This is a genomic window from Sphingomonas sp. Leaf25 (assembly GCF_001421635.1).
Lineage (GTDB): Bacteria > Pseudomonadota > Alphaproteobacteria > Sphingomonadales > Sphingomonadaceae > Sphingomonas.
The window spans coordinates 382,717-407,590 of record NZ_LMKU01000023.1 but is presented as its reverse complement, the minus strand read 5'-3'; the positions used below and the strand labels follow the sequence as shown (position 1 = coordinate 407,590).

Annotated in this window: 14 protein-coding genes; 5 read left to right on the top strand and 9 right to left on the bottom strand. The window is 67.9% G+C overall.

Features of this window, described 5'->3' with window-relative positions:
• Window positions 1-265: 265 nt before the first annotated feature.
• Window positions 266-1,822 carry a glutamine-hydrolyzing GMP synthase gene (guaA, locus tag ASE78_RS09560; protein WP_055762736.1) on the bottom strand — a complete coding sequence of 519 codons (1,557 nt, stop codon included), beginning with the start codon at window positions 1,820-1,822 and terminating at the stop codon, window positions 266-268.
• A 307-nt stretch (window positions 1,823-2,129) separates the two neighbouring features.
• Complete coding sequence (locus ASE78_RS09555; protein WP_056496121.1) at window positions 2,130-4,256, bottom strand: prolyl oligopeptidase family serine peptidase; 2,127 nt, start codon at window positions 4,254-4,256, stop codon at window positions 2,130-2,132.
• Between the two features lie 232 nt (window positions 4,257-4,488).
• Here ASE78_RS09555 and ASE78_RS09550 point away from each other — a divergent pair, with 232 nt between their 5' ends.
• Window positions 4,489-5,499: a cupin-like domain-containing protein gene (locus ASE78_RS09550; protein ID WP_056496117.1), complete on the top strand. Its 1,011-nt coding sequence runs from the start codon at window positions 4,489-4,491 to the stop codon at window positions 5,497-5,499.
• Window positions 5,500-5,857: 358 nt separating this feature from the next.
• Here ASE78_RS09550 and ASE78_RS09545 read toward each other — a convergent pair whose 3' ends face one another.
• Genes ASE78_RS09545 through ASE78_RS09535 form a run of 3 tightly spaced genes read right to left on the bottom strand, consistent with a single transcriptional unit; the run spans window position 5,858 to window position 10,178 of the window.
• Window positions 5,858-7,372, bottom strand: a complete 1,515-nt coding sequence (locus ASE78_RS09545) for a tryptophan halogenase family protein (RefSeq protein ID WP_056496113.1) — start codon at window positions 7,370-7,372, stop codon at window positions 5,858-5,860.
• Window positions 7,369-8,688: a tryptophan 7-halogenase gene (locus tag ASE78_RS09540; RefSeq protein ID WP_056496110.1), complete on the bottom strand. Its 1,320-nt coding sequence runs from the start codon at window positions 8,686-8,688 to the stop codon at window positions 7,369-7,371. Before ASE78_RS09540 ends, ASE78_RS09545 begins: the two co-directional genes overlap by 4 nt.
• Window positions 8,685-10,178 (bottom strand): tryptophan halogenase family protein, encoded by a 1,494-nt coding sequence (locus ASE78_RS09535; RefSeq protein ID WP_268795709.1) that lies wholly within the window; start codon window positions 10,176-10,178, stop codon window positions 8,685-8,687. Before ASE78_RS09535 ends, ASE78_RS09540 begins: the two co-directional genes overlap by 4 nt.
• A 192-nt stretch (window positions 10,179-10,370) precedes the next feature.
• On the opposite strand from ASE78_RS09535, the gene ASE78_RS09530 reads away from it, so the two are divergent.
• From ASE78_RS09530 to ASE78_RS09520, 3 genes are all read left to right on the top strand, one after another.
• Window positions 10,371-13,646, top strand: coding sequence for a TonB-dependent receptor (locus tag ASE78_RS09530; RefSeq protein WP_056496108.1), 3,276 nt, complete (start codon window positions 10,371-10,373; stop codon window positions 13,644-13,646).
• A 71-nt stretch (window positions 13,647-13,717) separates the two neighbouring features.
• The gene (locus ASE78_RS09525; protein ID WP_235514976.1) at window positions 13,718-14,719 is read left to right on the top strand and encodes a glycosyl hydrolase; all 1,002 of its coding nucleotides are present in this window, start codon (window positions 13,718-13,720) and stop codon (window positions 14,717-14,719) included.
• A 63-nt stretch (window positions 14,720-14,782) separates the two neighbouring features.
• On the top strand, window positions 14,783-15,526 hold the full coding sequence (locus tag ASE78_RS09520; RefSeq protein WP_056496105.1) for an alpha/beta fold hydrolase: 744 nt from the start codon (window positions 14,783-14,785) through the stop codon (window positions 15,524-15,526).
• Here the strand turns inward: ASE78_RS09520 and ASE78_RS09515 are convergent.
• Window positions 15,495-17,015: a tryptophan halogenase family protein gene (locus tag ASE78_RS09515; RefSeq protein WP_056496102.1), complete on the bottom strand. Its 1,521-nt coding sequence runs from the start codon at window positions 17,013-17,015 to the stop codon at window positions 15,495-15,497. The genes ASE78_RS09520 and ASE78_RS09515 overlap by 32 nt on opposite strands.
• Entirely contained in the window at window positions 17,015-19,828 is a 2,814-nt protein-coding gene (locus tag ASE78_RS09510; protein WP_055762759.1) for a TonB-dependent receptor, read from the bottom strand. The genes ASE78_RS09515 and ASE78_RS09510 overlap by 1 nt, the downstream gene beginning before the upstream one ends.
• 295 nt (window positions 19,829-20,123) lie before the next feature.
• On the opposite strand from ASE78_RS09510, the gene ASE78_RS09505 reads away from it, so the two are divergent.
• Window positions 20,124-21,212: a helix-turn-helix domain-containing protein gene (locus ASE78_RS09505; protein WP_056496100.1), complete on the top strand. Its 1,089-nt coding sequence runs from the start codon at window positions 20,124-20,126 to the stop codon at window positions 21,210-21,212.
• Here ASE78_RS09505 and ASE78_RS09500 read toward each other — a convergent pair.
• Both ASE78_RS09500 and ASE78_RS09495 read right to left on the bottom strand, forming a co-directional pair.
• Window positions 21,203-22,447 carry a TolC family protein gene (locus ASE78_RS09500; protein WP_056496097.1) on the bottom strand — a complete coding sequence of 415 codons (1,245 nt, stop codon included), beginning with the start codon at window positions 22,445-22,447 and terminating at the stop codon, window positions 21,203-21,205. The two genes, ASE78_RS09505 and ASE78_RS09500, sit on opposite strands and share 10 nt — an antisense overlap.
• Complete coding sequence (locus tag ASE78_RS09495; RefSeq protein ID WP_056496095.1) at window positions 22,440-24,869, bottom strand: ABC transporter permease; 2,430 nt, start codon at window positions 24,867-24,869, stop codon at window positions 22,440-22,442. Before ASE78_RS09495 ends, ASE78_RS09500 begins: the two co-directional genes overlap by 8 nt.
• Between the last annotated feature and the right edge of the window lie 5 nt (window positions 24,870-24,874).

The window sequence follows — 24,874 nt, the reverse complement described above, 5'->3', positions numbered from 1 at the left end:
AGCGTCAGCGCTCGCCGCACGGTGGACCCCGGAACGGGTCCGGGGTGACGAGATGGGGGCGGTGCGATTCTATCTCGTGCGGCAATATGCAGGGATCGGTAGATATTGCCGGAGCATACGTCTTGCGCCCACCCCGGCCGGCTATCGCGGGCCGGATGACGAAGCACAAATCGCCCCCCGGGCGATTTGAGTCCTCCTCAGCACCTCGCTTGCGCGAGGCGAATGAAGCGGGGTCAATCGCCCCCCGGGCGATTGCCTCTCCGCTTCATTCCCACTCGATCGTGCCGGGCGGCTTGCTGGTGTAATCGTAGGTGACGCGGTTGATGCCCTTCACCTCGTTGATGATGCGGGTGGCAACGCGCGGCAGGAAGTCGCCGGGGAACTGGAACGCCTGCGCGGTCATGCCGTCGGTCGAGGTGACGGCACGCAGCGCCAGCACATTGTCGTATGTGCGCCCGTCGCCCATCACGCCGACGCTGCGCACCGGCAGCAGCACCGCGAACGCCTGCCAGATGGTGTCGTACAGCCCCGCCGCGCGGATCTCGTCGAGGTAGATCTGGTCGGCTTTCCGCAGGATGTCGCAGCGCTCGCGGGTCACTTCGCCGGGGATGCGGATGGCGAGGCCGGGTCCGGGGAACGGGTGGCGGCCGACGAAGATGTCGGGCAGGCCGAGTTCGCGGCCGAGCGCGCGGACCTCGTCCTTGAACAGCTCGCGCAGCGGTTCGACCAGCTTCATATTCATGCGCTCGGGCAGGCCGCCGACATTGTGGTGGCTCTTGATCGTGACCGATGGCCCGCCGGTGAAGCTGACGCTCTCGATCACGTCGGGGTAGAGCGTGCCTTGCGCGAGGAAGTCCGCGCCGCCGATCCTGTTCGCCTCCGCCTCGAACACGTCGATGAAGGTCTTGCCGATGAACTTGCGCTTGGCTTCGGGGTCGGTGACGCCCGCCAAGCCGTCCATGAACAGGTCCTGCGCGTCGACGTGGACGAGCGGGATGTTGTAATGGCCGCGGAACAGGCTGACGACCTGTTCGGCCTCACCCATGCGCAGGATGCCGCCGTCGACGAACACGCAGGTGAGCTGGTCGCCGATCGCCTCGTGCAGCAGCAGCGCCGCGACCGAGCTGTCGACGCCACCCGAGAGGCCGCAGATGACCTTGGCCGAGCCGACCTGTTCGCGGATTTCGGCGATCTTGAGGTCGCGGAACTCGGCCATCGTCCAGTCGCCCGACAGCCCGCAGACATGGCGCGCGAAATTGGCGATCAGCTTCGCGCCATCGGGGGTGTGGAACACCTCCGGGTGGAACTGCACGCCGTAATAGCGCCGGGCGTCGTCGGCGATGATCGCGAACGGCGCGCCGGGGCTGGTCGCGACGACGTGGAAGCCGGGCGCGATCGCCGCGACCTTGTCGCCGTGGCTCATCCACACCTGATGCCGCTCGCCCGTCGCCCACAGGCCGTCGAACAGGCCGCAGGTTTCGGCCACCTCGACATAGGCTTCGCCGAATTCGCCCGAATGGCCCTTCTCGACCTTGCCGCCGAGTTGCTCGGTCATGACCTGCTGGCCGTAGCAGATGCCGAGGACGGGCACGCCGGAGTCGAAGATCGCCTGCGGGGCGCGGGGGGAGCCTTCGTCACAGACCGAGGCGGGGCCGCCCGAGAGGATCACGCCCTTTGGCGCCATGCGGGCGAAGGCTTCGTCGGCCTTCTGGAACGGCACGATCTCGGAATAGACGCCGGCCTCGCGGACGCGACGGGCGATGAGCTGCGTCACCTGGCTGCCGAAGTCGACGATCAGGATGGAATCGGGGGTCTCTTGCATCGTGTCCCGATAGCAGAGCTTGGGGGGTGTGCCAGCCCTTTGGGTTTGGGTTTCACGCGAAGGCGCGAAGGAGAAGGAAGAAGGGTTTTTCGCGCAGAGGCGCAGAGGCGCAGAGAGGTTGCGATCAGGGCGAATGTCTCGCGATCGGGAGACGTTCCCGCTGTTGGCACGAGCTTGAAGGCCGCTGGCGCGGCGGAAGGGTTGCCGCGATCGCAACCCCTCCGCGCCTCTGCGCCTCTGCGCGAACAAACTCTCTTGTTTTTCTGCTTTCTTCGCGCCCTTCGCGCCTTCGCGTGAACCAGAACCCTTACTGCCCGATCGGCTTCACCTGCATGCCGGTCCATTTGGCGATGAATGCCCAGAGGTCGGCGGTTTCCTCGATCACCTTGTCGGTCGGCTTGCCCGAGCCGTGGCCGGCACGGGTTTCGATGCGGACGAGGTGCGGCTTGGGGCCGATGTCCTTCGATTGCAGCATCGCGGTGTATTTGAAGGTGTGGCCCGGCACCACGCGGTCGTCGGTATCGGCGGTGGTGGCGAGGATCGCGGGATAGGTCACGCCCGCCTTCACGTTGTGATAGGGCGAATAGGCCAGCAGGTTGCGGAAATCCGCCTCCTTGGCCGGCACGCCATAGTCATCGACCCAGTACCGCCCGGCGGTGAACCGGTCGAAGCGCAGCATGTCCATCACCCCCACCGCCGGGAGGGCGGCGGCGAACAGGTCCGGCCGCTGGTTGACGACCGCGCCGACCAGCAGGCCGCCGTTCGAGCCGCCCTGAATGGCGAGCTGGCCCTTGCCGGTTATCCCCTGCGCGATCAGGTCCTCGCCCGCGCCGATGAAGTCGTCGAACACATTCTGCTTGTTGAGCAGCTTGCCGCCGTCGTGCCACGCCTTGCCATATTCGCCGCCGCCGCGGATGTTGGCGACCGCGAGCACTCCGCCCTGCTCCAGCCACGCGATGCGGCCGGGCGAGAAGCCGGGGAGGACCGGGATGTTGAACCCGCCATAGGCATAGAGCAATGTCGGCGCGGGGCCGGTCACGTCCTTGGCGCGCACGATGAACATCGGGACCTTCGTCCCGTCCTTCGAGGTGTAGAAGCGCTGGCGCACGTCATATCGCGCCGGGTCGAACGCCGCCTTGGGTTGCGCCCATGGCGTCACCGCGCGGGTGGCGACGTCGTAGCGATAGATGGTCGTCGGCGTCGCGAAGCTGGAGAAAGCGAAGAAGCCTTCGTTGTCGTCGAGGTCGCCGCCCACCCCGCCGACCGTGCCGATGCCGGGCAAGGCGATCGTGCCGTCGGGCTTGCCGTCGAGGGTGAAGCGCCGCACCTCGGTCTTGGCGTCGACCAGATAGGTCGCGAACAGCCGCTGCCCGACGAGGTTCGCGCCGCCCAGCACCGCCTTGTCCTCGGCCACCACTTCGCGCGGGGTGGGTGTGGGCGACGTCAGGTCGATCGCGACGACGCGCAGGCGGGGTGCGCCCTGGGTGGTGGTGAAATAGAGCGTGTTACCCTTCGCCCCCGACAGGCCCCAGTCGACATCGTCGGTGTTGATAATCGTGCGCGGGCGATCGTTGGGCTTGGTCAGGTCGACCACGGCATATTCGGCGTGGTTGCCCGGACCATCGATGCCGATCACCAGCCAGCGGCCATCGTCGGTGACGCTGGGCGACAGCGTGTATTTCGGCTGGTCGGGGCGTTCATGGACCAGCCGGTCGGCGCTCTGCGGCGTGCCGAGCTTGTGGAAATACAGGCGGCTGTTGAGGTTCTGGCTCTGGAACTCCTGCCCCTTCTCCGGCGTCGGGAAGCGCGAATAATAGAAGCCCGATCCATCCTTGGCCCATGACGCGGTCAGGCCGTATTTCACCCAGTCGATCTGGTCGTCGAGGATGCGGCCGGTGTCGACGTCGAGGACGCGCAGCTTGCGCCAGTCGCTGCCGCCGTCCTGGATCGAATAGAGCAGCTTCTTGCCGTCCTTCGACGGCGACCATTCGGCGAGTGCGGTGGCGCCGTCCTTCGACCAGCCATTGGGATCGATCAGCACGCGGCCGGGGCCGGTCAGGCTGTCGCGGACATAGAGCACCGACTGGTTCTGCAACCCCGAATTGCGGCTGTAGAAATAACGGCCACCCTCGCGATGCGGCACGCCGAAGCGTTCGTAATCAAACAGCGCGGTCAGCCGGCGCTTGAAGATGTCGCGGCCGGGCAGCGTGGACAGATAGGCGTCGGTCGCCTTGTTTTCCGCCGCGACCCATGCCGCCACCTGCGGATCGTTACGAACGTCGTTCTCCAGCCAGCGATAGGGATCGGCGACCTTCACCCCGAACTGTTCGTCGACCTGGGGCACGGTCCGCGTTTCGGGATAGGCGATGGTCTGGGCCACGGCGGCGGTGGTGCTCATCAGGCAGGCGATCGCGACAAGGGCATGACGGTACATTCGGGCTCCAGCGACGGAAACGGTGCCGGACCAGTATCCGGCGTTACCGGTGCAGGATACGCCATGGCGGTTTCGGTGCAAGGGGGAGGATACAGCATATCGTCGACGTGGCTTTGGGCTGTGGTTGCAACGGCTTGTCCTTTTGGCCGACGTTGTCATTGGCGCTTGCCTGCCGGCGGCATCGCGCGCGATAGCGGACCGGCGATCGGCGCAACGGGTTGAGGAGCAGGCCATGGACTGGACCCCCACGGGACGGGTGCGCGAGGTGCCGGCCGGCGATGCGGCGGACTTCGCGACGACGCATGGCACGGCGTACGAACCGGTGGTGCTGCGCGGCCTCGTCGCCGACTGGCCGCTGGTGCGGGCCGGGGGCGAGGGGGCACCGGCGGCGGCCGAACTGCTCGCGCGCTACGACCGGGGCGAGCCGACGCATGTGATGCGCGCGCCGGCGGAGGTCGGCGGGCGATTCTTCTATGACGATGCGCTGCGCGGGTTCAATTTCAAGGTCGAGCGCGCGCCGCTGTCGACGCTGATGGGCGAGCTGATCGCGCTGGACGGGCACGCATCGCCGCCGGGCCTCTATGCCGGATCGGCGCCGACCGCGCAGCACCTGCCGGGCTTTGCCGAGGCGCATCCGATGCCGCTCGCCCGTCCCGATGGGCCGCCGCGCATCTGGGTCGGCAACAAGACGCGGGTAGCGGCGCATTACGACGTGTCGGACAATGTCGCGGTGGTGGCGATGGGGCGGCGGCGCTTCACGCTGTTCCCGCCCGCTGCCACGCCCGACCTGTATGTCGGACCGCTCGACGTGACGATCGCCGGGCAGCCGGTGAGCATGGTCGATCTGGCGGCCCCCGATCTCGAACGCTATCCGCGCTTCGCGCACGCGATGGAACAGGCGCTGAGCGTGGTGCTGGAGCCGGGCGATGCGATCTTCGTGCCGACCTTGTGGTGGCATGCGGTCGAGGCGCTCGATCCGGTCAACATCCTCGTCAACTATTGGTACAACCAGCCGCCCGCCGGATCGCCGTTCGCGGCGATGCTGCACGCGATGCTGGCGATCCGCGACCTGCCCGCGCCGCAGCGCGCGGCATGGGGGGTGTGGTTCGACCAGTATGTGTTCCGCGCCGATGCGGCGACCAGTGCCGACCATCTGCCGCCGCATGCGCAAGGGGTTGCGGGGCCGCCGTCGCCGGCGCGCGAACAGGCGATGCGGGCGTATCTGCGTCGGGCGCTGGGGTAGGGCGTAATTACGCCAGGCCGGAAACGACAGTCATGGCCGCATCGTCACCCCGGACCTGTTCCGGGGTCCACGGCGCGGCGATCGATGCCGCCCGAGGCACGATCGACAACGTAGGCGGCTGGGTGGACCCCGGAACAAGTCCGGGGTGACGAAGGAGGGCGGCGGTTTCAATCGAGCGTTGTGCCGGAATAGCCGAATGCCGATCCGCCTTGACGTTTGATTCATCTGTATCGAACCGTCGCCCCAGCGAAGGCTGGGGCATCACGCGGCTCTTGTCCCGCGCCATTACCGGGAGATCCCAGCCTTCGCTGGGATGACGGTTGTTGCGAGGGAGCGCGGTTGAGCCTTCCGGCCTGCCCTACCCCCGCATCGGCGCGGTGCGGGCGACATGGTCGGCGTGGGGCGGCATGCGCTGCGCCAGATCGGCATAGGCGGCGACCATGCGCTCCATCGTCCCGGCGACCAGCGCCTCGTCGAGCGAGTCCGCCACCGCGTCGTGCCCGGTTGGCCAGATGCCCTGCCCGAACATCACCGATACCCAGCTCGGCACCTCGAACAGATCATGGTCGTAGCGCAGGATGCGGCCTTTCTCACGGAACAGCTCGATCTTGTGCGCCAGCGTGTCGGGGATGGGCATGTCACGGACATATTGCCAGAACGGCGTGTCGGCGCGCGTCGTCGCCTTGTAATGCAGGATGATGAAGTCGCGGATATAGTCGAACTGTTCCGACATCAGCCGGTTGTATTCGCGCCGCTCGACCTCGGCATGGGCGGTATCGGGGAACAGCCAGAACAGCTTGGAAATGCCGGTCTGGATCAGGTGGATCGAGGTCGATTCGAGCGGTTCGAGGAACCCGCCCGACAGGCCCAGCGCGACGACGTTCTTCTCCCACAGCTTTTCGCGCACCCCGGCCTTGAACGACAGCCGGCGCGGATCGGCGGTGGGGGCACCGTCGAGATTGGCGAGGAGGATTTCCTGCGCGCGATCGTCGGTGGTGAAGCCGCTGGAATAGACATGGCCGTTGCCGGTGCGGTGCTGGAGCGGGATGCGCCATTGCCAGCCCGCCTCGCGCGCGGTGGCGCGGGTATAGGGCAGCAGCGGATCGGTGCGCTGCGATGGCACCGCGATCGCCCGGTCGCACGGCAGCCAGTGCGACCAGTCGCGATAGCCCACCCCCAGCGTCTCACCCAACAGGAGCGAGCGGAAGCCCGAACAGTCGATGAAGAACTGCCCCGCGACCCGCCGGCCGTCGTCGAGGACGAGCGCGGTGACATGCCCGCTCTCGCCATCGCGCTCGACCGAGGCGATACGGCCCTCGACCCGGCGGACGCCCTGCCCCTCGGCGCGCTCGCGCAGGAATTTGGCATAGAGGCCGGCGTCGAAATGATAGGCGTAGGCGAGCTGCGACGCGGGGCTGCGCGGATCAGACACCGGGGCTGCGAAGCGATGCGCGGCGGCGGCCTGCGCCGACATCGAGAAACGCTCGAAATCGGCCATGCCGCCCGCGCGGCGATGTTTCAGCCAGTGCTGGTGGAACGCCACGCCCTCGAAATCGCGGCCGATCGTGCCGAAGGGGTGGAGATAGCGCTCCCCCACCCCGCCCCAGTTCACGAATTCGATGCCGAGCTTGAACGTCGCGCCGGTCTTGGCGACGAACTCCTTTTCGTCGATGCCGAGCAGGCCGTTGAACTGCAGGATCGGCGGGATCGTCGCCTCGCCGACGCCGACGGTGCCGATCGCGTCGGACTCGACCAGCGTGATGCTGCGCCGCCCGTCGTTCAGGTAGCGCGAGGCCGCCGCCGCCGCCATCCAGCCGGCGGTGCCGCCGCCGACGATCACCACCGATTCGATCGGCGCTGCCGCTTCGCTCATCCACGCTCTCCCAATGTGCGCGCGAGCCATAGCGGATAGGGTTCGGCGAGCGCCACCGCCTGTGTGCTGCGCTGCGCCTGCGCGGTGCGCGCGGCGGCGGTGACGGCGGGGTCGGCGGCGGCGAGATGCGCGGGGGTGCCGGGTTCGAGGCCGATGCCGGTCAGGAGTTGCGTCCACAGATCGCGGGGCAGGAAATCCTCCTCGACATGCGGCAGACGGGCGCGGCGGGCGAATTCGCGCAGCCGCAGCGCGAGCAACGGCGAGGGCTGGCTGCGCAAGGGGTGGCCTTCGGGCAGGGCGACCAGATGCGCGGCGACGAAATCGCGTGCCGCATCGGCCGCCTGCCCCGCGCGGCGATTATATTCGGCACGTTCGAGCGGATGGATGTCACGCCCCGGCAGCAGTTCGACGAGCAGGTCGATCGCCTGCGCGGCGAGCGCGAGATTGGTGTGCCCCAGCGGCGGGAGCAGCGCGGCGGCATCGCCCAGCGCGACGATCCGTCCAGTCCACGGGTTCCGGCGTCGCCCGCTGGCGATTTCGGTGCCCTCGCCGCCGTGGCGCATCGTCACGCGGCGGGTGACGTCGCGGCCGGGCGAGATCAGGTGGAGCGCGGTGTCGTCCAGCGTGACATGATCGGCGAGCGACAGCGCCGGATCGGCATGGGCGATGGCGACGCGGTCGATCGGCAGCTCGGCCGACCAGTCGATCCAGTCGTCGCCGCGCCGCCCGGTCGCATCGATCACCAGATCGGCGTCGACCGCGTCGGGCACGGTATCGCCCGGCGCCTCGATCGCGACACCGAGGTGGCGGGCAAGCGACGCCAGATGGCGGCGATAGGCTTCGGGTGCCCAGCGCAGGCCATGGTCGATGTCGCTGAGCGGCGAGGCGGGATCGTCGGCGGCAGGCGCGAAGCGTTCGGCCAGCGCCAGCGCGACGGCGGGGCCGCTGGGGGCGGTCGCGCCCGTCGTATCGCGGCCGGTCCAGCCGTGCGCGGCGGGATCGGCGACTGCGCCATGCCCGATCCACCAGTCGCTGCCGTCCGAACGCCAGCCACCGCCATGGCGCGTGGCGAGGCGGTGGCTGGCCCCGGCGCGGGCGAGCAGCCCGGCCTCGTCGATGCCGATCCGGTCGTGCAGGCGTGCAAGCGACGGCAGCGCGCAATGCGCCCGATCGGCCATGGCGTGCGGCGGGACCGGGGTGGGCAGCAGGCGGACGCGCGCGATTGGCAGCGTGCGGGCGAGCGCGCAGGCGGCGAGCAGCGCGACCTGTCCGCCGCCGACCACCGCGATCGTGGCTGGCGGGGTGCGGCGGTTCATGGTCGCCGGCCCAGCGCACGGGCGTGGCCGGGCATCGCCGCCACGCTCGCAGCGATCTCGCCTTGCAGCCCCTGCAACGCCCGCGCCAGCGCCGCATCGGGCGGGATGTCGGCGCGCGGATCGTACCCCTTGGGGATCACCCCCTGCCCCAGATAGACCGCGATCCAGCTCGGCTCGAAGAACAGCCCCTCGCCATAGCGTTCGACCCGCCCGGTCGCGCGCCACAGGTCGAGCTTGGCCGCCAGCGTGTCGGGCACGTCCATCGTGCGGACATGGTTCCAGAACGACGAGTCGGTCCGGCGGGTGGCGTGATAATGGAGGATCAGGAAGTCGCGGATGCGATCATATTCCATGTCGACCAGCCGATTGAATTCGGCGCGGTCGGCATCGTCGCCGCCATCGACCGGGAACAGCTCGATCAGCCGGGCGATCGCCATCTGGACGAGGTAGATCGAGGTCGATTCGAGCGGTTCGAGAAAGCCCGAGGCGAGGCCGACCGCGACGACGTTGCCGACCCAGCTTCGCGCGCGCCGCCCTGCCCTGAAGCGCAGCACACGCGGATCGGCGAGCGGCGGCCCCTCGATCGCGCCGAGCAGCGCGGCGGTGGCGGCGTCCTCGTCGAGATGCGCGGAGGAAAAGACATAGCCGTTGCCGACCCGGCTGGTCAGCGGGATGCGCCAGCGCCAGCCCGCCGCCATCGCGGTGGCGCGGGTATAGGGCTCGATCTCGCCGGGCGGCGAGGCGCAGGGAACCGCGACGGCACGGTCGCACGGCAGCCAGTGCGACCAGTCCTCCCACGCCTCCCCCATCGTCTGCCCCAGCAACAGGCTGCGGAACCCCGAACAGTCGATGAACAGGTCGCCGTGTACCGCTTCGCCACTGTCGAGGTGCAGCGTGGTGACGTCGCCGCTGGCGGAATCGCGATCGACCGAGACGACTTTCGCCTCGGTCCGCTCGACACCCAAAGGTTCGGCGAAGGCGCGCAGGAACGGGCCAAACTTCGTCGCGTCGAACTGATAGGCATAGCCATAGCTGGCGGCGAGCGAGAGATCGTCGTCGCGCGGGACCGCGAAGCGACATGCCTCCGCCGCCGCGATGCCCAGCGAATAGGCGCCGATCGGGGTGTTGTGGCCGTCAGCGGCGGTACGCAGCCAGAAATGGTGGAAGCCAACCCCGGCAAGGTCGCGCCCGAACGTGCCGAAGGGATGGACGTAGCGATCGCCGAGCGCACCGAAATCCTCGAACGCGATGCCGAGCTTATAGGTGGCGTCGGTCGCGGCCATGAACTCGCCCTCGTCGATGCCCAGACGGGTGACGAACTGGCGAATGTGCGGCAGCGTCGCCTCGCCCACGCCGACGATGCCGATCTCGGCCGATTCGATCAGGCGGACACGCACGGCCCCGCCCAGATGGCGCGCCAGCGCGGCGGCCACCATCCATCCGGCGGTGCCCCCGCCGACAATCACGACTTCGATCAGTGCCTTGTCCACGTCTCTCTCCGGCGGCAGGTTGTGGCAAAAAGACAACGCTGACAACAATCATCCGTAATAACGAAAGCAAATTGGGTTTGGCCGATTGTCTGACGGTGTCAGAAAGCATAAGCAGACCGTCACGCGACGCCCGGTTGGCAGGTCGCGACAGGGTGGCAGCCGGCATCAGACCGGCCTGCAGGGGAGGACGTCATGGCTACCGAGCGCACGCGCTTGTCTTATACGCAGTTTCTGAAGTCGGCTGGCGGTGCATCGGCACTCGCGCTGGCGCTCGTCGCACAGGGTGCGTGGGCACAGGATACGGTCGCGCCGGAATCGCAGACCTCGACCGCGACCGAAACGCCGACCGGCGCGCCGGCCAACCCGACCGACCAGCCGTCGACCGCCAAGGACGACAGCGCCGAGTCGGGCGACGAGATCATCGTCACCGGCATCCGCGCCTCGCTCGCCAAGGCGCAGGACATCAAGCGCGACAGCGCGACCGTGGTCGACGCGATCACCGCCGAGGACATTGGCGCGCTGCCCGACCGTTCGGTCAACGAAGCGCTTCAGCGCGTTCCCGGCGTCGCCATCACCCGCTTCGCGGCGGCAGGCGATTCGGCGCACTTCTCGGTCGAGGGATCGGGCGTGGTCATCCGCGGCCTCACCTTCGTACGTGGTGAATTCAACGGTCGCGACACCTTCTCGACCTCGGGCGGGCGCGAGATCGGCTTCAACGACGTGGCGCCTGAACTCGTCGGTTCGGTCGAGGTGTTCAAGAACCTGACCGCCGACCTGATCGAAGGCGGCATCGCCGGCACCGTCAACATCAACACCCGCAAGCCGTTCGATTCGAAGAAGCGGCTGGTCTATCTGTCGGCCGAAATGAACTATGCCGACCTGATCGGAAAGTCGGCGCCGACCTTCACCGGCCTGTTCTCCGACCAGTGGGAACTGCCGGGTGGATCGCGCGTCGGCCTGCTGGTGTCGGGCACCTATTCGCAGCTCTATTCGCAGGCGCATTCGTCGTTCGTCTCCTCGCCGTTCGAGCGGTTCAACGGCACGCGCGTCTTCAACGCCGGTACGCCCTATGCGTCGACCCCGATCACCGACACGTTCAACTGCGGCAGCGGGCTGACGAGCTGCTATGCGCCGGCCGGTGCCGGCGTCCGTACGCAGGACTTCGACCGCCGCCGTTATGGCATCTCGGCCGCCGCGCAGTTCGCGACGGCGGGTGACGAACTGATCGCGACCGCACAGTTCCTGCGCACCAACGGCAAGACGACGTGGGTCGAGCGCACGATCGAGCCGAACGTATGGTACGGCGACGTCAACGCCAGCTTCCCGGCACCGGGCACCAGCTATACCTTTGATGATGACGGTGTGTTCGTTTCGGGTAACATCCGTCGCCCCGGCGGATACAAGGAAGGCAATATTCCCGGCGGCGGCGGCTATGGTCGCCTCAACAACTTCCAGTCGGGCGGCATCTTCACCACCTTCTCCAACCGTGCACTGACCACCGAAGCGCAGACCGACGATTACTCGCTGAACTTCAAGGTAACGCCGAGCGACCGGCTGCGCTTCAACTTTGATGGCCAGTACATCAAGTCGAAGCTGAACGCGCTCGACAACATCATCGACACCGGCACTTGGTCGAACATCTCGCTCGACACGTCGGGCAAGATCCCGCAGGTCGGTTTCTCGATCGGTGACGTGCCGAACTATAACGGCCGCACGCCGAGCGCGAGCGAGTATTTCAGCAACCCGAACAGCATCTATTTCCGCGATGCGTTCACTGACATCAACGACAACAATGGCGAGGAATGGGCGTTCCGCGCCGATGCCGAATACGACCTGTCGGATACCGGCTTCCTGCGCCGCATCCGCGTCGGCGGTCGTTACGCCGATCGCGATCAGGTGGTGCGTAACAACGGCTACAACAACTGGGGCGCGCCGTCCGAGACGTGGACCGGTGGTGGCCCACAGACCTTCGCATCGATCGATAGAAGCAACTACAGCGTCTATGGCTTCCAGAATTTCTTCAGGGGTGCCGCACCAACTCCGCCCGCTGCGAACTTCCTAAATCCCGATCTGCTGCTCGACTATGATCGGTCGCAGAACCTGCTGCGCCAGATCACCAAGGCGGGTCAGGGCAACTACACCCCGCTTGAAGATCGCGCTTGTCAGAACAATGCGCCCAAGATCAACCGCTTCTTCTGCCCGAATGAAGTGTACAACAATTCGGAGTCAACGATCGCAGGCTACGCACGGCTCGATTTCGGAACCGATATCGGTGATTCAGTGTTCGACGGCAACATCGGTGTGCGGTACGTCGACACACTCGAGCGCTCGTTCGGCGCGCTGTCGTTCCCGACGCCCAATGCGGTGTTCAACCCGCCGACGGATGCGAACGGGCGTAGGCTGACGCTCGCCGAATTCTGCGCCCAAGCGCCGGAGCCGGGCCAGACCCGTCCAATCTGCCAGCTCAGCGCCGCCGATCAGCAGCGCGCGATCGCCTACGGCAACTCCGCGGCGACGCCCTACGTCGGTCGCAACCGCTTCGGCCACTGGCTGCCCAGCATCAACCTGCGCTTCAAGCCGACCGAGAAGCTCCAGTTCCGCGTCGCCGGATCGCGGGCGATCTCGCGGCCGAACTTCGGCAATCTGCGCGCGTTCATCGGGGTCAATCCCGACGTCAACCAATCGGGTCAGTTAGTGTTCAGCGCCCGGTCGCAGAACCCGTTCCTCGAACCGGTCGAAGCGACGCAGGCCGACGTGACCGCCGAATGGTATTTCAACCGTGTCGGCTCGCTGACGGGTGCGGTGTTCTGGAAGCGGCTGACCAACCTGATCGACGACAACAGCCAGTCGGTGCTGACGACCACCAACAACGGCGTAACCTTCCCGGTCGTGGTGCAGGGTCCGGCTAACGTCGACGGTTCGGCGACGATCAAGGGTGCCGAAATCTCGTACCAGCAGACCTTCGAGTTCCTGCCGGGTGTGTTGTCGGGTCTCGGCACGCAGGCGACCTACACCTTCGTCGATACCGGTACCTTCCCGAATCCGACACCAGCGAACAACTCGGCTGACGGCAGCCGTCCGCCGGGCCAGGTCGCCGAACTGTACAGCGTGCTGCCGCTGCAACAGCTCTCGAAGCACAACGTCAACGTCGCCGGTTTCTATGACAAGTACGGCCTGTATGCCCGTCTGGCATATAGCTGGCGCTCGTCGTACCTGATCTCGACCCGCGACTGCTGCTTCCCGTTCCTGCCGGTCTATTCGGAACCGACCGGCCAGCTCGACGGATCGCTGTTCTACACGGTCAACGAGAAGTTCAAGATCGGCGTGCAGGTGCAGAACATGCTGAACGAGATCACCCGCACCAGCTTCGGCCTCTATGCCGACGACGATGGCGAAGTCGTCCGTTCGAAGCGTGCGGCGTTCATCAACGACCGTCGCTTCTCGCTCTCGGTCCGTTTGACCCTGTGACGACGGTTTGACGGGGCGGGCGATCCTTCACCGGATCGCCCGCCCTTTTTTTGTATTCACGGGAGAACGACATGCGGCTCAACCGACGCGACACCATGGTCGGGGCGGCGGCGCTCGGCCTTGCCATATCGCTCGACGCGCAGGCGGCGTCGCCCCGCGTGCTCAGCAACCCCGCCGCCTCGCGCGAGGCGAAGGCGCTCTATGCCTATCTCTGGTCGCAATATGGCAGGCGCACGCTGGCCGGGCAGCAGGAAGGCTTCGAGGATAGCGGGGGGCAGCGGGCCGAACTGACCTATATCGAGCGGACCACGGGCAAGCTGCCGGCGATCCTTGGGCTCGACTATATCGATCCCAACGACAATGCGAACGTGAACCGCCGTGCGACCGAATGGGTGAAGTCGGGCGGGATCGCGACCATCTGCTGGCATTGGGGGGCGCCCGACATCGGCACGGGGTATGAGAATTCGAAAAAGGATTTCGACGTGCCCAAGGCGCTGACGCCGGGCACGCCGCAGAATGTGGCGATGCGCGCGCAGATGGCGCAGACCGCCGACCTGCTGCAACAACTGCGCGACCGCAAGGTGCCGGTGCTGTGGCGGCCGTTCCACGAATTCGGCGGCGACTGGTTCTGGTGGGGGAAGCACGGGCCGGAGGCGTTCAAGGGCCTGTGGCGGATGATGTACGACTATTATGTCCATGAGCGGAAGCTGGACAATCTGATCTGGGTGCTCGGCTGGGCGGGGCAGAATGTCGATCCGCGCTATTACCCCGGCCGGCGCTATGTCGATGTCGCGGGCGCGGACATCTATGTCGAGGATCATGGCAATCTCGCGCCGATGTTCGCGCAGGTGAAGGCCATCGTCGGCGACAGCGTGCCGATCTGCCTGCACGAGAACGGCCCCATCCCCGATCCGGCGACCTTGGGACCACAGGCCGACTGGCTGTGGTTCATGACGTGGCACACCCGCTGGCTGACCGATCCGGCGCAGAACACGGCGGCGCGGTTGAAGGCCTATTACAACTCGGAGCGCTATGTGACGAAGGACGAACTGCCGCGCAGCCTGTCGCGGTAGCGGCGGAACCTCCGGGCGGGGCCGCTCGTCGTGCGGCGACCGGTCCGTTGCGAAGGGGTGCCCATGGCGACGTTGTTCTTTCTCCACGCGCTGGGGGCCAGCGCGCGCAGCTTCGATGCCGTCATCGCGCGGCTGGAGGGCATGGCCTGTGTCGCGCTCGACCTGCCGGGGTTCGGCGATCGGTCGGGCGAGGCATATCGCGACGTCGCCGGCATGGCGGACGATGTCGCGCGGACGATCGCGGCGCGGGGCGCGGAACGCTGTATCCTCGTCGGGCACAGCATGGGCGGCAAGATCGCCACGGTGCTGGCAGCGCGGCGCACGCTGCCGGTGGCGGGCGTGGTGCTGGTGGCGGGATCACCCCCCTCGCCCGAACCGATCGAGGACGCGCGGCGCAGCGACATGCTCGGCTGGCTGGACGGTGCGACGATCGCGCGACCCCATGCCGAGGCGTTCGTCGATGCGAATTGCGCCACCCCCCTGCCCGATGCCGTTCGCGAACGGGCGGTCGCGGATGTGTGCCGGTCGAACCCGGCGGCGTGGCGTGGCTGGCTGGACGCCGGGGCGGACGAGGACTGGGCCGCGCGGGTCGGGACGATCGACCTGCCCGCGACGATCGTCGCGGGCGGCGGGGACGGCGATCTGGGCGAGGCGGCGCAGCGGCGGCTGAACCTGCCGCATTATCCCCGGGGAACGGTCGAGGTCGTCGCCGGGGCGGCGCATCTGATCCCCTATGAAAAGCCCGGCGCGCTGGCCGCTGTCCTGCGCGAAGCGATCAGGACGCTGCCTGGCAGTGCGCCGCGATGAAATCGGCGTGGGTGGGCATGCGATCGGCGGCGGCCTGCGTCACCTGCGCGATACGGTCGAGGCGGGCGCGGGCCTCGTCCAGCGACAGCGTCATCGCCAGCGGATCGACCCCGGTGGCGCGCACTCCCTGCCCCTCGAGCACCGCCAGCCAACTGGTACGGGTGAACAGCTCGTCGCCGTCGCGGTATACCCGGCCGGTCGCGCGATATTCGGCGATGCGCCCGGCAAGGCTGTCGGGAATCGCCATGGTGCGCAGGTGCCGCCAATAGGGGGTGTCATCGCGCCGCGTGGCGTGGAAGTGCAGGATGATGAAGTCGCGGATGCGGTCGAACTCCTCGCCCATCAGCCGGTTGTAGCGGCGGACCATCGCGGGATCGGGATCGCGCGCCGGCAGCATCTCCAGCAACCGGGCGATACCCGCCTGGATCAGATGGATGCTGGTCGATTCAAGCGGTTCGAGAAACCCCGCCGACAGCCCCAGCGCGACGCAGTTGCCGACCCAGCTTTCCGCGCGACGCCCGGCCTTGAACCGCAGCACGCGCGGATCGCCAAGCGGCGTGCCGTCGAGGTTCGCGAGCAGCAGGTCGGTCGCGGCGTTCTCGTCCAGATGGGCGCTGGCAAAGACCACGCCGTTGCCGGTGCGATGTTGCAGCGGGATGCGCCATTGCCATCCCGCGCCATGCGCGGTGGCGCGGGTATAGGGTGGCGGCGCGGGGATCGCCGTGCTCGGCACCGCCACGGCGCGGTCGTTGGGCAACCAGTGCGACCAGTCGAGAAACGCGCTGCCCATCGCCCCGCCCAGCAGCAGCGAGGCGAACCCCGAACAGTCGATGAAGAAATCCGCCTCGATCCGCCGACCATCGTCGAGCAGCACCGCGTCGATGCGGTCGCCGCCACGCTCGACGGTGGCGATGCGGCCTTCGTGGCGGACGACGCCGGCGGCTTGCGCCAGGCGGCGGAGATAGGCGGCATAGCGCGCGGCATCGAAATGAAAGGCATGGCCGATCTGGTGCAGCGGGGTATTGCCGGGGTCGGTGCGGGGCCGCTGGAACCGGCCGGTCGCGGCCGCTGCGGCGCAGATCGAATAGGCGGAAAGCGGCCGGGCGCCTGGCTCGGCACGCAGCCGGTGCCACAGCGCCTCGAACGGAACCGCGCCGACGTCGACGCCATAGACGCCGAACGGGTGGAAATACCGCTCGCCGACATCGCCCCAGCCGGCGAATTCGATGCCGAGCTTGAAGGTGCCGCCGGTCGCGCGGAGGAACGCATCCTCGTCGATGCCGAGGAGCGCGTTGAAGGCGCGGATCGGCGGGATGGTCGCCTCGCCCACGCCGACGGTGCCGATCGCGTCCGATTCGACCAAGGCGATGGCGACCGACCCTTTCAGCACCCGCGACAGCGCGGCGGCCGCCATCCATCCGGCCGTGCCGCCGCCGACGATCGCGATCCGCCGCAGGTGCGGAGCGTCATGGTCGGCGGCGGGCGACATCAGTAGGTCGCGCGCAGCGACACGCCGAAGCGCCGGTCGTTCAACTGATATTGCAGCGGCTGCGACGGGGTTCCGATATAGGTCACGTTCATCCGGTTGTTGACGTTCACCGCATCGACCGACAGCGCGAGATGGCGGTTGATGTTGACGTTCACCGACGCATCGAGCGAGGCGTAGGGATTGGCATATTGCGGAATGCCGTTCGCGCCGCTGCCGAAGGTGGTGTCGAGATAGCGGCTGCGCCACGACCATGCCAGCCGCGCCGTCACCGGGCCCTTTTCGTACAGGCCGACGAGATTGTAGCTGTGCTTCGACAGTTTTTCGAGCGGCACCTGCTGCGGGATATTCGTGCCGGGGCTGGCGAACGGGTTCGACACGTTGCTGTCGACATAGGTGTAGTTCGCCTGAAGCCCCAGACCGCTCAGCAGGCCGGGCAGGAAATCGTAGAATTGCTGATAGCCGATTTCCGCGCCCTTGACGGTGCCGTTGCCCGAATTGACCGTGGTGCCGACGTCGTAGGCGACGCCGTTATAGCTCTGCACGACGGTGCCGCCCGCCAGGAAGCCGTTGACCTTCTTGTAGAACACGCCGCCGGTCAGCGATCCGGCCGATGCGAAATACCATTCGAGCGTCAGGTCGTAATTGTCCGATTCGATCGGGCGCAGCCGGGGATTGCCCGATCCGGCGCTCGGCCGGCCGGTGATCGGGTTGACCTGATTGGGGTTGTTGAGCGTCAGGTTGGTCGACAACTGGTCGAAGTTCGGCCGGGCCAGCCCCTTGGAAAAGGCGAAACGGGCCTGGAGTTCGTCGGTGAAGCGGGCGCGGACGTTGAAGCTCGGCAGCGCGCGGGTATAGTCATTCACCACGCTGATCGGGCTGAGCACCTGCCGCGTGCCGCCGCCGGGCACCGCCACCGTCGCGAACTGGGTGCCGATCGAGGTCGCCTCGGTCTTGACCAGCCGGACGCCGACGCCACCGTCGATACGGATGCCGCCCAGTTCGCCAGCATAATCGGCGACGCCCCAGACGGTGTAGGTCTTTTCGGTCTGTTCGTTCAGGTCGCCCGGGGTGAACGCATCCTTGGTGCGCGCGCCGAACAGCGCATACAGCGCCTTGGTCTGTGCCCAGACGCCGTCACCCGCCGGGAAGGCCGGATAGAGCAGCCCGTTGACCACCGTGTTGCCGTCGAACCAGTTCTTGGACGGTCCCGGCATCGCCAGTTGCGGATTGCGGGTCAGCGGGATGAGCGCGGTGCCCGCCGGGGCCGAGCAGGACGGATCGGCGCCGAGCGCGCTCAGGCAGACGCCGTTCCACGTACCGCGCAGGTTGATGGTATTGTCGGCATAGCGCGCGCCGCCGCGCAGCTTCGACAGGAAACTGCCCTCCATGTCATATTCGAGGTCGTAGGCGAGCGCCAACTGGTCGGCCTCGTTGCGCTGGAGCGAATCGGCGACGAACGGCGTGGTGTAATTCGCCGCGGTGTTGAGCAGCCCCGGGTTGCGCACGTCCCAGCGCGGATATTTGCCGCGCAGGTCGAAGTCGACCGTGGTGGCGTGCGGCGTGGTCAGCGCGGTCTGCCCGGCCTGGGTATAGAGCGACAGGACGTGACCGTTACGGTCGGCGTTGTAATAGGACGTCAGATACTGGGCATCGAACGTGGCCTTCATCCGGTCGTTCACGTCCCATGCGACGTTGAACGTCATATTCTGGGTCGCGCTCCACAATTCCTGGTCGAACCGGCCGGTTTCGAACGTCTGGTTGCGGATCGACCCCGACGTCGCATAGCCTTCGTCGTTCCAGGTGAAGGTGCCGCCGGGCAACGGATCGGTGACGTTGCGGTTGTTATAGTCGTAGTAATAGGCGCCGGTACGGTTGAACCAGTATTTGGTCCCCTGATACTGCGCCGTCACCAGCACCGCGTCGCTCGCCTGCCACTGGATCGCCGCCGCGACGCCCAGCCGCTTGCGGTCGCCGGTGTCGTCATAGATTTCGAAGCCGAACGGCACCTGCGCATTGGTCGGCGCGCCGGCGATGGTCGTGCCGGTCGGGATCGGCCCGAACGGTCCGGCGAGCAGGCCGTCCTGGCGATACTGGCTCTTGGAATAGACCGCGTTGAACAGCACGCCGATTTCGCCGATGCCGGTGTCATAGCGGTTGCTGTAGAGGCCGGAGATCGATCCGCCGAACTTGTCGACCCGGTCGTAGTAATTGCCCTTGGCGGTCATGCTGACGACCTGTCCCGCCGCATCGAACGGCTTGCGGGTGCGCAGGTTCACCGCGCCGCCGACGCCGCCCTCGATGATGTTCGACGGCGCGTTCTTGTACACGTCGATGCCCGAGAGCAGTTCGGGCGGCACCCCTTCGAGGTCGAACGCCCGGCCGCCCGACGCCGAATAGCTGGCGCGGCCGTCGATGAAATTCTGCACCTGCGTCAGACCGCGCACGGTGATCGCCGGCTGGGTACGATGGTCGAAGTCGGTAGCACCTTCGCCGTAGCGGCGCTGGATCTGCACGCCGGTAATCCGTTGCAGCGCCTCGACGGTGTTCGCGTCGGGCAGCTTGCCGATGTCCTGGGCATTCACCGAATCGACGATCTGGTCGGCGTTGCGCTTGATCGCCTGTGCCGAGCGCAGACTCTCGCGCACGCCGGTGACGACGATCTCGTCGGCGTTCTCGCCGCGTTCGGCGACCTGCGCGGCGTTGAGCGAACCGCCCGTCGGGGCGTCCTGCGCCAAGGCGGGTTGCGCGAGCCCGGCGATACCGATCGCCGACAGCGATACGCCCAGACGAATGGATTTGGCGAATGCCTTCATCAGTGTCCTCCCCTATGCACCGGGTGGTCGCCGCGCGTGATCGCGCTGTCGCCCCCAGTTATCTGACATATTAATCCACCATCATTTATGTGACAATATATAATATTACATTACGTACGACTTGATTGAAAAACAGTCGCTCACTGGCGGCTTGTGCCGGACGGGACGTCGTGGCAGCGCGACCGGCGGAACCGGGGCTCGACCGCGGATAGCGACAGGGGCGACGCCGATGAATCGTGGAAACACCACACCCCGTCCGGCCGGCCCGGGCATCGCGTCCGGCCTCGCCTGACCGATGGCCGACAGCGACCCGGTCCGGTGCGACGACCCGGCGATCCGACAGATCCCGCAGTTCGCGATTCCGCGTGACGGCGGGGACGCGAACAGTATCGCCGCCTTCGGGATGGCGGTGCGCGACGTGTTCCATATCGCGCGGGTCGACCCGGCCGATCCGGCCGAGGTCGAGACGTTGGCATGGCATCTGGGCACCGCGATGTTCGGCCGTTTCGCGGGGCCTGCGCTGCGGTTCGACCGGCCGGCCACGCTGGTCGCGAGCAGCGGGCTCGATCATCTGCTGGTGCAATATTACGAGACGGGCGGCTTCACCGGCGATGCCGGCGGCGAACCGGTCGCGGTGCGGGCGGGCGACATCTGCGTGTTCGACCTTGCCGATACGCTGTCGACGACGACCAGCGCGTTCTGCAATCTCAGCCTGCTGCTCCCGCGCGCGTCGATCGCGCCGATCGTCGGCGACATCGCCAGCCTGCACGGCATGGTGGTGCCCGCCGGTTCGGCGGTCGGCGGGTTGCTGTGCGACCATCTCCGTTCGGTCGCGCGACGCCTGCCCGGGCTGACGACCGCCGAGGCGACGCTGGCGGCGCATGCCACGGTCACGCTCACGGCCATGGTGCTGGCAAGCGAGCGGCGGCGCGAGGGACGCAGCCGGACGCCGTCGTGCCCGCGATCGGCGTTGCTGCGAATCAACCGGTTGATCGATGCCGAGATCGGCAACCCCGCGCTCGACGCCGAGCGGATCGCGCATGTCGCCGGCGTCTCGCGCGCCGCGCTCTACCGGCTGTTCGCGCCGGCGGGCGGGGTCGCGCGGCACATCCGCCGGCGGCGGCTGAGCGGCGCGGCGCTGGAACTGGCCGATCCATTGCGCCGCGTGCGGGTGGGCGAGGTCGCGCAGCGCTGGGGCTTCGCCACCGATCGCAGCTTCAGCCGCGCGTTCCAGCAGGCGTTCGGCATCGCGCCCAGCGACGCGCGCGAACGCTGCCTTGCCTTCTTCACGCCGGGCAATGGCGCGAGCGAAACCGATCCGCGCGACTTCGCCGGATGGATGCGCTCACTCCACGCCGCCGGGCCGGCCGGCGATCAGCCATAAGCGGCGGCATCGAGTCGGCCGGTCGCGCGCAGCAGCGCCGCCTGCGCGACCAGCACGTCGGCGCGTGCCGCCGCGACCGCCAGTTGCGCGGCGCGCAGCGACTGGTCGGCGACGAGGATGTCGATCGTCGAACGCAGGCCAAAGCCATATTCGGCGCGCACGCCGTTCAGCGCGACGTCGGCTGCCGCCAGCCCCTCGACATTGGCGCGCAGCCGGCCCTGCGCCGCGATCAGCGTCGCCCACGCCGCATCGCTCGCCCGGATCGCCTCGCGCTCGGCGGCATCGGCGTCGAAGCGTTCGGCGCGGTTCAGCGCCTCGGCCTGACGGACGCGCGCGGGGACCAGCCCGCCGGTCAGCAGCGGAATGCGCAGCGACAGGCCGGCGCTGGCGGCGGTGACGCCGCGCAGCCGGTCGTCGCGGTAGAGGCCGCCCGGCCCGACGCTGCCGGTCGCATCGATCGCGGGCGCGCGTTCGGCGCGGGCCTGATCGATCCGCGCCGCCGATGCCGCGACCACCTGCCGCTGGCGCAGCAGCAGCGGATTGCCCGCCTGCGCCGCATCACGCGCGGCATCGCGGGTCGCGGGCAGCGTGGCCGGGGGCATGACCTCCGCCGACAGCGTGCCGGCGTCCTGCCCCACCGCCGCGCGGTACGCGGCGGCGGCCTGTGCCAGCGCGCCTTCGGCATCGGCGAGGTTGGCGACGACGCTGGCGCGCTGTGCTTCGAGTTGCGCGACGTCGGTGCGGGTCGCCTGCCCCAGCCCGTAGCGCGAGCGGGCCTCCGCCACCTGCCGGTCGAGCCGTTCGATGCCGACGCGCGCGACCTCGACCGCCTGCTGGTTGTAGAGCAGCGCGGCATAGGCGGTGACGACGCTTTCGAGGATCGCCGCTTCGGCATCGCGCAGGCCCGCCGCGCCCGCCGCCACGTCGCGGTTGGCGGCGCGGATGGCGGCGGCGGCGCGCCCGCCGGTCCAGATCGGTAGCGCGACGCTGGCCACCGCCGCGCCGCTGCCGCCCCCGTTCAGCCGGTCGTATCCGGTGCTGCCGCCCGCCGACACGACCGGCCGGGCGAGCGCGCGCGCCTGTGCCGGGGTTTCGGCCAAGGCCGCCTGCCGCGCCTGCGCGGCGGCCAGTTGCGGGTTGGTGGCATAGGCGGCGGCGATCGCCTCGCGCAGCGTCTCGGCCGAGGCCGGCGTGGCGGTGCACAGCGCCAGCGCAGCGATCCACCCCCTATTCATGGCGCAGCGCCCATGCCGGGGCGGCACGGCTGGCGCGCAGCGACTGGCCGAGCACGGTCAGCACCGCGATCGTCGTGGCGAGCAGCGTCGCGCCAAGGAAGTAGAGCGGCGAGAGCGTGATGCGATCCTCGAAGCCGGTCAGCCAGCTTCGCATCGCCAGCCACGCGATCGGCCATGCGATGACGTTGGCGATCAGCACCGGGCGCAGGAACTGCCCGACCAGCAGCCGCACGATGTCGGTCGCCGATGCGCCCAGCGTCTTGCGGATGCCGATCTCCTTCACCCGCCGCTGCATGTTGAACGAGGCGAGGCCCCAGAGGCCGACGCAGCCGATCAGCACCGCCAAGCCTGCGCCGATGCCGAACAGCCGCGCCGCGCGGTCGTCATCCTCATAGAATTGCGCGAGGCGGGTGTCGGCGGTGTCGCCGTTGAACGGCACCTGCGGCGCCATCCGCTGCCACAGCGACCGGACCGAGGCGAGCGCGGTGCGCGGATCGCCCGAGAAGCGGACGGTGGCGACCGTCGTGCCGAGCTTTTCGGGACGACGATAGTAGAGATAATAGGTCGGCGGGGTGGGCGAGCGCGGCGAGCCGAAGCGCAGATCGTCGACGACGCCGATGATGGTGCGCGGATTGCCACCGCCGACGGTCTTGCCGACGGCTTCCTCGGGCGAACGGAACCGCAGGCTGGCGAGCGCACGGCGGTTGATAACGATGTTGAACCCGTCGGTCACCTTGTGCAGCTCGGCATCGTCCGCGCCGTGCGCATCGTCGAACAGCCGGCCGGCGATCAGCCGCGCGCCGTGCGTCTCGAAGAAGCGCGGACCGACGATCCCCCAGGTGAGCGACGGCCCCGATCCGGCGACGCCGGGCAGCGGTACGTTGTTGTTATTGTCCTCGCCGCTGCCACCGACCGCGAGATTGGCGATCGTCACCTCGCGGACCTGCGGCAAGGCGCGGATCGCGGTGATGATTCCCGGCTTGCTGCTGGCTTCAACCAGTGAATCCGCCAGCGAACGGACGACGAGTAGCCCGTCGCGCTGAAAGCCGAGGTCGGTCTGGCGGACATGGCGGGTCTGCGCGAACAGGACGGCGGTGCCGATCATGAACGCGATGGCGAGGCCGAACTGCGCGACGACCAGCAGCTCGCGGATGCGGGTGCCCGCGCGACCGCCACCGGGCGACCGCGCCGACGCCAGCACCGCCGCCGCCGGAAATCCCGACAGCAGCAACGCAGGGTATACCCCCGCCGCCAGCCCGACGATCAGCGTCAGCAGCACCAGCGCCGGTACGACCACCACGTACGGAATGGTGAGCGACAGCCCGCCCGCCGCATTGACCAGCGGCAGGCCGATTTCGGCAAGGATCAGCCCGACGAGCGAAGCGAGCGCGACGGTCAGCACTGCTTCGCCGAGGAACTGGCGCACCAGCGTCGCCCGGTCGGCGCCCAGCACCTTGCGCATCGCGACTTCGCGCGCACGCAAGCCCGCACGGGCGGTGGCGAGGTTCACGTAATTGACGATCGCGATCAGCAGGGTCAGGAACCCGACCAGCCCCAGCGTGACGATCGTCGTCTTGCGGCTGGCGCTGTCCTGTCCCTGGGGCACGAGATGGGCGTCGGCGAGCGGCAGCAGTTTCAGTTGCTGGACCGCCGACGGCCGCTCGCCGGGGGCGGCCAGTTCCTTGCCGCGCCGGTCGACGAAGGCGGTCAGCTTCGATTCGAACGCGCGCGCCGCGGTGGAATCGGGAAAGCGCAGATAGGTGGCGAGCGACGCGCTGCCCCAATGATACCAGTTTTCCGACGTCGGGGTCCGGGGCAGCGGGATCAGGATCGTCAGCTTGAAATCGCTGTTATCGGGCAGGTCGCGGAATACGCCGCTCACCCGGTAGTTGTTCGGCTGGTCGAACGCGACGACCATCGGCTGGCCGATCGGGTCGGTGGTGCCGAAATATTTGCGGGCGATGCTCTCGCTGATGACGACGTTGCCCGGCTGCGCCAGCACGCTCGCCGGATCGCCCTTCTCCAAGGGAATGCGCAGCACCTGGAAAAAGCTCGGGTCGACCTGCGCCACATTCTCGCTGGTGGCACGGCCCGCGCGCAGCACGCTGCCGCCGTTCTCGCCGCCGCGGATGCGGGTGCCGATCGTGCCCGGAAAATCCTCGCGCATCTGTTCGAGCAGGCCGCCCATCGTATAGGGATACGCCCCGTTCGCCGGGCTTTCAGGCAGGCTCCACACCGTCTGCACGACATAGGTCTTGTCATGGTCGGGCAGCCATTTCTCGAACCCCGTCTCGAACCGGACATAGAGGCCAAGGACGAGGAACACCGCGATGCCGATGGCGAGGCCGCCGATGTTGAGCGCACCATAGCGTTTGTGCCGGGTGAGCGAGCGATAGAGCGAGCGAAGCGCGAAGCCGTTCATGGTTC